General features: G+C 71.2%; 11 protein-coding genes and 2 pseudogenes. 5 read left to right on the top strand and 8 right to left on the bottom strand.

All coding sequences use genetic code 11. The features are described 5' to 3' along the window. Positions 1-547, top strand: a 547-nt coding sequence (locus tag ABDW35_RS26065; protein ID WP_343716775.1) for a hypothetical protein, incomplete at its 5' end; no start/stop codon positions are given. A gap of 409 nt (positions 548-956) precedes the next feature. On the opposite strand, the gene ABDW35_RS26060 is transcribed toward ABDW35_RS26065, so the two are convergent. The 4 genes from ABDW35_RS26060 to ABDW35_RS26045 form a co-directional block, all read right to left on the bottom strand. Beyond that, positions 957-1,829 (bottom strand): 3-hydroxybutyryl-CoA dehydrogenase, encoded by an 873-nt coding sequence (locus ABDW35_RS26060; RefSeq protein ID WP_343716774.1) that lies wholly within the window; start codon positions 1,827-1,829, stop codon positions 957-959. Between the two features lie 151 nt (positions 1,830-1,980). Further along, positions 1,981-2,544 (bottom strand): cob(I)yrinic acid a,c-diamide adenosyltransferase, encoded by a 564-nt coding sequence (locus tag ABDW35_RS26055; protein ID WP_343716773.1) that lies wholly within the window; start codon positions 2,542-2,544, stop codon positions 1,981-1,983. A gap of 10 nt (positions 2,545-2,554) precedes the next feature. Continuing rightward, positions 2,555-2,746 carry a twin transmembrane helix small protein gene (locus ABDW35_RS26050; RefSeq protein ID WP_088157833.1) on the bottom strand — a complete coding sequence of 64 codons (192 nt, stop codon included), beginning with the start codon at positions 2,744-2,746 and terminating at the stop codon, positions 2,555-2,557. 81 nt (positions 2,747-2,827) lie between these two features. Beyond that, positions 2,828-3,985: a hypothetical protein gene (locus ABDW35_RS26045; RefSeq protein ID WP_343716772.1), complete on the bottom strand. Its 1,158-nt coding sequence runs from the start codon at positions 3,983-3,985 to the stop codon at positions 2,828-2,830. 162 nt (positions 3,986-4,147) lie between these two features. Between ABDW35_RS26045 and ABDW35_RS26040 the strand changes: the two genes are divergently transcribed. Next, positions 4,148-5,014 (top strand): DUF4743 domain-containing protein, encoded by an 867-nt coding sequence (locus tag ABDW35_RS26040; RefSeq protein WP_343716771.1) that lies wholly within the window; start codon positions 4,148-4,150, stop codon positions 5,012-5,014. 57 nt (positions 5,015-5,071) lie between these two features. Continuing rightward, entirely contained in the window at positions 5,072-5,272 is a 201-nt protein-coding gene (locus ABDW35_RS26035; RefSeq protein ID WP_343716770.1) for an SHOCT domain-containing protein, read from the top strand. A 114-nt stretch (positions 5,273-5,386) separates the two neighbouring features. Here the strand turns inward: ABDW35_RS26035 and ABDW35_RS26030 are convergent, their stop codons facing one another. Together ABDW35_RS26030 and gluQRS are read right to left on the bottom strand one after the other, a co-directional pair. Continuing rightward, positions 5,387-5,848 carry a GNAT family N-acetyltransferase gene (locus tag ABDW35_RS26030; RefSeq protein ID WP_343716769.1) on the bottom strand — a complete coding sequence of 154 codons (462 nt, stop codon included), beginning with the start codon at positions 5,846-5,848 and terminating at the stop codon, positions 5,387-5,389. 35 nt (positions 5,849-5,883) lie between these two features. After that, positions 5,884-6,741 carry a tRNA glutamyl-Q(34) synthetase GluQRS gene (gene gluQRS / locus ABDW35_RS26025; RefSeq protein ID WP_343716768.1) on the bottom strand — a complete coding sequence of 286 codons (858 nt, stop codon included), beginning with the start codon at positions 6,739-6,741 and terminating at the stop codon, positions 5,884-5,886. Between the two features lie 93 nt (positions 6,742-6,834). Between gluQRS and ABDW35_RS26020 the strand changes: the two genes are divergently transcribed. Beyond that, positions 6,835-7,515 (top strand): prolyl oligopeptidase family serine peptidase, encoded by a 681-nt coding sequence (locus tag ABDW35_RS26020; RefSeq protein WP_343716767.1) that lies wholly within the window; start codon positions 6,835-6,837, stop codon positions 7,513-7,515. Positions 7,516-7,633: 118 nt separating this feature from the next. Continuing rightward, the gene (locus ABDW35_RS26015; protein WP_343716766.1) at positions 7,634-8,197 is read left to right on the top strand and encodes an HNH endonuclease; all 564 of its coding nucleotides are present in this window, start codon (positions 7,634-7,636) and stop codon (positions 8,195-8,197) included. Between the two features lie 30 nt (positions 8,198-8,227). On the opposite strand, the pseudogene ABDW35_RS26010 reads toward ABDW35_RS26015, so the two are convergent. Both ABDW35_RS26010 and ABDW35_RS26005 read right to left on the bottom strand, forming a co-directional pair. After that, positions 8,228-8,344: pseudogene (locus ABDW35_RS26010) on the bottom strand (CreA family protein); the annotation flags it as partial. A 2-nt stretch (positions 8,345-8,346) separates the two neighbouring features. After that, positions 8,347-8,457 (bottom strand): annotated as a pseudogene (locus ABDW35_RS26005) (hypothetical protein); the annotation flags it as partial.

Genomic DNA, 8,457 nt, shown 5'->3' with positions numbered 1-8,457 from the left:
CGTCCGCCGCAGCCTGGCGCTGCAGGTCCTGCTCGCCCGCAAGCGGCAGGAGATCGCGGCCAAGGCCGCCGCCGAGGCCCGGGGCCAGGCCACGGAGATGGAGAAGCGCCGCCAGCGCGTGGCCCGCGCCGTCAGCTGCTCGGTCGCCGCCGACCGCGACCTCGATGCCGACACCTGCGAGGCGCAGATCGCCGCGATGTGGCGCCGGCTGGTCGACGACCCGGAGATCGATGCCGGCCTCGCCGGGCAGCCGCTGGAGACGATCGTCTTCCAGCTCTGCCGCGACATGCGCATCCGCCCCGACCCCGCCTGGCTGAACCCGGACTATTCCGGCGCCGACTGGTTCGGGCGGCGCCGCAAGGCGGCCGGGGACGGGGAGCCGGACGGCAAGCCCGCCGCGCCCTGGTGGCCGGAGGACGGGCCGGATGCCGGCCGTTACTGGCATCTCGACCAGAGCGACAAGGTCCCGGACCCGGGCTGGTACGACATCGAGACCGGCGAAAAGCTCGACAGCGCCCCCTGGCTGCTGAAGCCCGGCGGCGGGTGACCGCCGGCCGGATGCGTCCTTGTCTTTAAGAGCGCCGATCCTCTTGCCTCTCCTCCCCGGGCTTGACCCGGGGATCACGGGAGAGGCCGGAGGCGCTTGCGCCTCCGGGTGAGGGGGTTTTGTCGAGGCCTGGGCCCGCTCACCCGGTCCCGCTGCGCGGGCCCGGCCTCTCCCGCAAGCGAGACCTTCTCAAAATTCGATCACCTGAACCAACGCGTGTTTTCCACACTCCCCCTTCCGCAAGGGGAGGGGGAGGATAGAAGGGGTGGGCCGATCCAGACGAAGGCATTCTGAAAAGGTCTCGCCAGGCGGGAGAGGCAATCTGTTCGTGGCCGGGCGCGAAGCGACGGGGGATGAGGAGGTCTCGTCGAGGCCGAGACGTTATGAGCCGACGCGGGTCCGGACAGTCTCACCGCGTCGGAACCGGCACGTCCTTGGAGTAGTCGTAGAAGCCGCGCTTGGTCTTGCGGCCGAGCCAGCCGGCTTCGACATACTTCACCAGCAGCGGGCAGGGCCGGTACTTGCTGTCGGCCAGGCCGTCATACAGCACGTTCATGATCGACAGGCAGGTGTCGAGGCCGATGAAATCCGCCAGCTCCAGCGGGCCCATCGGGTGGTTGGCGCCCAGCTTCATCGAGGTGTCGATCGCCTCGACCGAGCCCACGCCTTCATACAGGGTGTAGACCGCCTCGTTGATCATCGGCAGCAGGATGCGGTTGACGATGAAGGCCGGGAAATCCTCCGACACCGCCGGGGTCTTGCCCAGCTTCAGCGCCAGGTCGCGGATCGTCTCATAGGTCGCGTCGTCGGTGGCGATGCCGCGGATGATCTCGACCAGCTTCATCACCGGCACGGGATTCATGAAATGCATGCCGATGAAGCGCTCGGGCCGGTCGGTCGTGGCCGCCAGGCGCGTGATCGAGATCGAGCTGGTGTTGGTGGCCACCATCGCCTGCTCGTTCAGATGCGGCACCAGCTGCTTGAAGATCTCGCGCTTGATCGCCTCGTTCTCGGTCGCCGCCTCGACCACGAGGTCGCAATCCTTGAACGTCTGGTACTCCGACGCCGTGTGGATCCGGGCCAGCACCGCCGGCTTCTCCTCGGCGGTCAGCTTGCCGCGGCCGATCAGCCGGTCGACATGGCCCTCGATCGCCTCGCGCGCCCGCTCCAACGCCTTCGCATCAACGTCCATCAGCCGGATGGTGAAGCCGCTCTGGGCGCCGACCTGGGCAATGCCGCTGCCCATTTGCCCTGCGCCGATGACGCCGATCGTCTGGATCATGCCTGGGTTCCGCTCCGAACGTCCCTGTCCCGCCGGCCGCCCGCATTGGTGCGGTGCAGCAAAGAGGTCGAACGATAGTGATGTCCGACAGAGCTTGTCAACGCGACTGCCGTCCACGCAAGCATCTTGCCCAAGCGATGGGCAGACGCGGTCAACGATGCGCTCCCGGCACCCAGAGAACATCCTTCCGGCCATTATCGTTCAGATGCCGGGCCAGGACGAAGAGATGGTCGGACAGGCGGTTGGCGTATTTCAGCGCCTCGGGATTCACCGCCTCGACCGCCATCAGGGCGGAGACCAGCCGCTCCGCCCGCCGCGTCACGGTGCGGGCGTGGTGCAGATGGGCCGCGGCGGCGCTGCCGCCCGGCAGCACGAAGCTGTTCAAGGGCGCCAGCGACGCGTTCATGGCGTCGATCTCGCGCTCCAGCCGCTCCACCTGCCCCGCGGTGACCCGCAGCGGCGGGTATTTCGGCTCCTTCTCCTCCGGCGTCGCCAGGTCGGCGCCGAGGTCGAACAGGTCGTTCTGGATCCGGCCGAGCATGGCGTCGGGCTCGTCCGAAGTGTGGAGGCGAGCGAGGCCGATCACGGCATTGGCCTCGTCCACCGTGCCATAGGCCTCGACCCGCAAATCGTGCTTGGCCACCCGCCGGCCGCCGACCAGCGAGGTCTGCCCGGCGTCACCGCCGCGGGTGTAGATCCGGGTCAGCGTGACCATCGGCGCCCGCTCAGGCCGTCCACAGGGCCAGCACGAAGAACAGGATGGCCAGGGCCTGGAAGCCGATGCGGGCCTGCATCAGCTTGTTGCCCCATTTCCGGTTGAACGGGCCGCTCTGCGCCATGCCGAACACGCCGGTGGCCAGCGAGGCGACCACCCCGATCATGCAGATCACGGCGAGGATGAGGAAGACGGTGCTCATGCCAGTGACTATAGGCCGGGCCCGGCGGGCCGCACAGGGCGATTGCGCCGAACCGTCACATGCGATGTCGCCCGGGGCCGATCAGCCCGGGCGGCGGCGCGGTACCGGCACATCCGCCGCGCCGGGCGGCGGCGGCCGGGTCGCGGGCGGGGCGACGCCCTGGGCCGGATGCGCCGCGGCCACCTCCGGCCGGGCCCTGGGCGGCGGCACGGCGAAGGGCGCCGGCATGGCCGGAGCCCGCGGCAGCAGCGTCTCCACCGCCGGGGCCGAGGCGAGGGCGGCCGGCGGCACGTTGATCAGCGATTCCGGTTTCTGGGGCGCGGGGGCCGAGGCCACCGGGTTTAGGGCGGGCGCCGCGGCCGGCGGTTCGGCCATCGGCGCCGGCCCCTGCGGCGCGGCAGCCGGAACGACGGGAGCAGCCGGCTGCGGGACGGGTGCGGCGGCGACCGCGGCCGGCTGGGCCGGGCCCGGGCGCGGCCGCGGCGCGGGCACGGCAGGCGGCGCGGTCAGCACCCGCAGGCTGGGGTCGATCTCGACCACCGGGGGGACGGACGGCACGGCCGCGGCGGGCGCGGTGCCGCCGGGCGTCGGACGGGCGCGGGGCACCGGGGCCTGGGTCGGCCCGGCGGCCGCCGGCCCCGCCGCATCGGGGACGTCCGGCCGGGCCAGCGGCTTCGGCGCCTGGAACGGCGCCCGCGGCAAGGCCGCCACCTGGGTCTCGGCCGGAGGCCGCGCGGCCTCCGGCGCGGGAGATGCGGAAGCCTGGGCGCCCTTGCGGGCCGGGGCCTCGGGCGCCGCCCCGGCCTCCTCCACGCCCTCATCCTCCGAATTCTGGACCGGCCGCGACTGCGCCACCACCTTGGGCCGCACCACCAGCTGCTCCGGCGACGGATCGACTGGCGCCGCCTGGGCCGCGTCGATCGAGGCGTTCAGCGCCCAGCGCTGCGCCCCGATGCGGCAGCCCACCGCCTGGCCGCCATCCTGGCCCTGGCGGCCGATGCGGAAGATGCGGCAGACCCGCGGCGAGGTCTGGGTCTTGATCACGGTGACGGAGAGGCCCGAGGGCAGGCGGTTCGAGGCGTTGGTCCGCTCGGTCTCGAGGATGCGCTGCAGCGCCCGCATGTCGTCCGCCGACAGGTTGCCGAGATCGACCGCCGCCGCAGCCGGCCCGGCCAGGGCCAGCAGCAACAGCGCCGCCCCGCCCGCCGTCGCGATCCGACTGATCCCCACCTGCCGCACGCGCCACTCCTTGCAACCCTGCCCCGACGGCCCGGATGCCCCGGCCGCGGTGGCGCCAAGGTAAGCCTTCCTGCCGCCGGTTGCACGCCTCGCGTGCCGGCCCGGACGGGGCGGCGGCGGATCGCGGTTTCGCGGCGGCACGACTTGCTCTAGACGATGGGCATGAGCCTGCTCGATCGAATCCGCGCCTGCACCGCCCATGATCCCGCCCGGCTGCGCCCCTGGCGGATCGGCGACACCGTCGCCGGCTGGCTGTCCCCGCCCGTGGCCGATCTGCTGGACCGCCGCCCCGGCCCGCTGCGGCCGGAGGGGCGCGGCTGGCGGCTGGACGACCGGCTGGACGGGCCGGAGGCGCGGGCCGCGGCGCTGGAGGAGGTCACCGACCGGCTGATCGAGGCCGGGCTGGTGCGCAAGCGCCGCGACGAGCGCTATCCGGTGCTGGCCGAATGGGGCACGCCGCTGCTGGCCACGGTGGACCGCGGCGCCGCGGTGGCGTTGGGCATCAAATCCTTCGGCATCCATCTCAACGGCGTGGTCGAGGCGGCGGACGGGCCGCTGCTGTGGGTCGCCAAGCGCGCGGCCGACCGGGCGCTGGCGCCGGGCAAGCTGGACAACCTCGTCGCCGGCGGCCAGCCGGCCGGCCTCTCCCTGGCCGAGAACCTGGTCAAGGAATGCGCCGAGGAGGCCGCGATCCCGGCGGCGCTGGCGCGGCAGGCGGTGCCGGCCGGCGCCATCACCTACATGATGGACACGGCCGAGGGGCTGCGCCGCGACACGCTGTTCGTCTACGACCTGGCGCTGGCCCCGGACTTCACGCCGCGCAACACTGACGGCGAGGTCGAGAGCTTCGCGCGCCGGCCGCTGGCGGCGGTGCTGGACCAGCTGCGCGACACCGAGGACTTCAAGTTCAACGTCGCGCTGGTGATCATCGACCTGGCCATCCGGCGCGGCGTCATCGGGCCGGAGGAGCCGGATTATCTGGCGCTGTGCCGCGGCCTGCGCGAACCTACGGATCCGATCGTCAGCTGACCGGAACAATCCACGCCGCATGGCGTTCAAACAGCCATCGTCGCCCTCGGAGATCCCATGCGAATTCTGCCGTTCGCCCTCGCCCTCGGACTGGCCCTTCCGGTCGCCGCCTGCGGCGGCAGCAGCCACACGCCGCCGCCCGGCACGGCCGGGGCGACGACGGGCCAGGAACTGATCGACCTCGACAACGCCTACCGCAAGGGCGCGATCACCCAGGACGAGTACGAAGAGCAGCGCGAGAAGATCCTGAATCGGTGAGGTTCGCCCCTCACCTTCCTTGTCATTGCCGGGCTTGACCCGGCAATCCAGAGAGCGTCGACATCGTCTGGATGCCCGGGTCTAGCCCGGGCATGACAGGTTTGGGGTCGCCTCTCACAGCCGCCCGCGATAGACGACGAAGCCGGAGCGATCGGCCACCTGGTCGTACAGCCGCATCGCCGTCCGGTTGGTCTCGTGGGTCTGCCAGTAGACGCGGCCGACGCCGGCGGCCCGGGCCTGCTCGTACACGCCCTCGATCAGCGCCTTGCCGATGCCCTTCCCGCGCGCCGCCGCGCTGGTGAACAGATCCTGCAGGTAGCAGGTCGGGCCCAGCATGGTGGTGCTGCGGTGGAACAGGTAATGGGTCAGGCCTAGCAGCCGGCCGTCGACCTCCGCCACCAGCGCATGCACCGGCTCATAGGCGTCGAAGAAGCGAGCCCAGGTGGTCTCCGTGATCTCGGCCGGCAGCGCGGTGTCGCCGGCGCGGCCGTAGAATTCGTTGTAGCCGTCCCACAGCGGCAGCCACTGGTTGAAATCGTCCGGCCGGACGAAGCGGATGGTCGGTGCGACGGTCATCTCGGCTCCAGGTTCGGTTCATCCCGCGGCCGATCCTAGTCCGGAAACCCGGCCAGCGCCCGCACCTCTGCCGCAGATCGGCCCTCCGCCCGGAAGGCGCGGATCGAGACCGCGTCGCTGCGCTTGGCCAAGCGCCGGCCGGCTGCATCGGTCAGCAGCGCGTGGTGCCGCCACACCGGCACGCGATACCCCAGCAGCGCCTGCAGCAGCCGGTGGACATGCGTCGCCTCGAACAGGTCGAGGCCTCGGGTGACCACGGTGACGCCCTGGATCTCGTCATCCACCGTCACCGCGAGGTGATAGCTGGTCGGCGTCTCCTTGCGCGCCAGCACGACGTCGCCCATCCGCTCCGGCCGCGCAACCTGCTCGCCGGCCAGCTCGTCGGTCCAGCTCAGCGGCCCGGCGCGCCGCATCGCCGCGGCCATGTCGAGCCTGAGGGCGTAGGGTTTCCCCTCGGCCAGCCGGTCGGAGCGCTCCTGCGGCGACAGGCGGCGGCAGGTGCCGGGATAGAGCGGCGCGCCGTCCGGCGTGTCCGCCGGGCCGTGCGGCGCGCTCCCGATGGCCGCGATCTCGGCCAGGATCTCCCGCCGGGTGCAGAAGCAGGGATAAATCAGCCCTTGCCCTTCCAGCACCGCCAGGGCGGCGCGGTAGTCGCCCCAATGCTCCGACTGGCGTCGAACCGGGCCGTCCCAGTCGAGGCCGAGCCAGGCGAGGTCCTCGAGGATCGCGTCCTCGAATTCCGGCCGACAGCGGGTCTGGTCGATGTCCTCGATCCGCAGCAGGAACCGTCCCCCGGACTCGCGCGCCCGGCGCCAGCCGGCCAGGGCTGAATGGGCGTGGCCGAGATGCAGCAGGCCGGTCGGGCTGGGGGCGAAGCGGGTGACGACGGTCATGCGGCAACAGAGGGGGCGTCCCCGCGGCCGCGTCAAGATGCCGGCGACACCGCGCCGGTTGACAGGCCGGGCGCCGCTCGGGACAGATGGCGCATGGACACGCCCCCTTCCCTCTTCGGCCCCCGCCTCGCCCCGGCCAGCGGCCGCGCCCCCAAGGCTCTGGTCGTCCTGCTGCATGGCGTCGGCGCCGACGGGCAGGACCTGATCGGCCTGGCGCCGCACTGGGCCCGCTACCTGCCCGAGGCCGAGTTCCTGGCGCCGGACGGGCCCGAGCCCTGCGACATGGCGCCCTTCGGCCGGCAGTGGTTCAGCCTGCAGGACCGGACGCCGGCGGTGATGGAGGCCGGGCTGCGGGCCGCGGCACCGATCGTCAACGGCTTTCTGGACCAGGCGCTGACCGAGCGCGGCCTGACCGATGCCGACCTGGCGCTGGTCGGCTTCAGCCAGGGCACCATGACCTCGCTGTACACCGCGCTGCGGCGGCCGCGGCCCTGCGCCGCGGTGGTCGGCTATTCCGGCGCCCTGCTGGGCGCCCAGACCCTAGCACGGGACATCGTCTCGCGCCCGCCGGTGCTGCTGGTGCATGGCGAGGATGACGGCGTGGTGCCGTTCGCTGCCATGACCGCGGCATCCCAGGCGCTGCGCGGCGCCGGGGTCGAGGTCGAGACCCTGGCCCGGCCCGGCCTCGGCCACGGCATCGATCCGGAGGGGCTGGTCGCCGGCCTGGACATGCTGCGGCGGCATCTGCCGCAGGCGATCGGCGGAGCGGCGTGACGAGATCGTGACATTTCCTGCGGTTTGGGCGCAGGATATTGCGTCAAGCGGGTTTCTCCGTATATGCATGACGCATCCGCGGAGGGTCCGCGGAATGAGATGAAGGCGAAGGAGTGGGATGGTGTCTGCCCCACCCGACAGTTGCCCGGCTCTCGTCCTCAACGCCGACTTCCGTCCGTTGAGCTACTTCCCGCTGTCCCTGTGGCCCTGGTACGAGGCGATCAAGGCGGTCTTCCTCGACCGCGTGAACATCATCGCCGAATACGACCGGGTGGTGCGCAGCCCGTCCTTCGAGATGCGGCTGCCCAGCGTGATCTCGCTGAAGGAGTATATCCCCTCGGCGCGGCGGCCGGCCTTCACTCGGTTCAACGTGTTCCTGCGCGACCGGTTCAGCTGCCAGTATTGCGGCGAGCGCTTCCCGTCGCAGGAGCTGACCTTCGACCACGTGGTGCCGCGCGCCCGCGGCGGGCGTACCAGCTGGACCAACGTGGTCGCGGCCTGCTCGGTCTGCAACCTGCGCAAGGGGCACCAGATGCCGGACCATTGCGGCATGCACCCTTTGACGCCGCCGCAACAGCCCACGACCTATGAGCTGCAGGAGAATGGGCGGGCGTTTCCGCCCAATTTTCTGCACCAGAGCTGGCGCGACTTCCTGTACTGGGACACCGAGCTGGAACACTGAGGTGTTGGGTTCGGCACGCGAACCCAACGCTCACTTGCCCGGCGCGGGCTCCTGTGCCCAAGGCATGACGGGCACCGCCGCCACGCTGTTCATCGGCGAGCCGTCGACCAGCTTGGTCGAGTAGGACAGGTAGACCAGCGTGTTGCGCGGCCGGTCGCACATGCACCACCGTGAATATTGACTTTCTCTGCATCAAGTTTGAAATCATCAATTGGGCACATGGTAACCATAGCAAATGCTTCATTAATTTCCCAAAGGTC

The sequence above is a fragment of the Inquilinus sp. genome, from assembly GCF_039594555.1.
Classification (GTDB): domain Bacteria; phylum Pseudomonadota; class Alphaproteobacteria; order DSM-16000; family Inquilinaceae; genus Inquilinus.
Note: the sequence above shows the minus strand (reverse complement) of the source record. Positions and strands in the feature narration are given on the sequence as shown.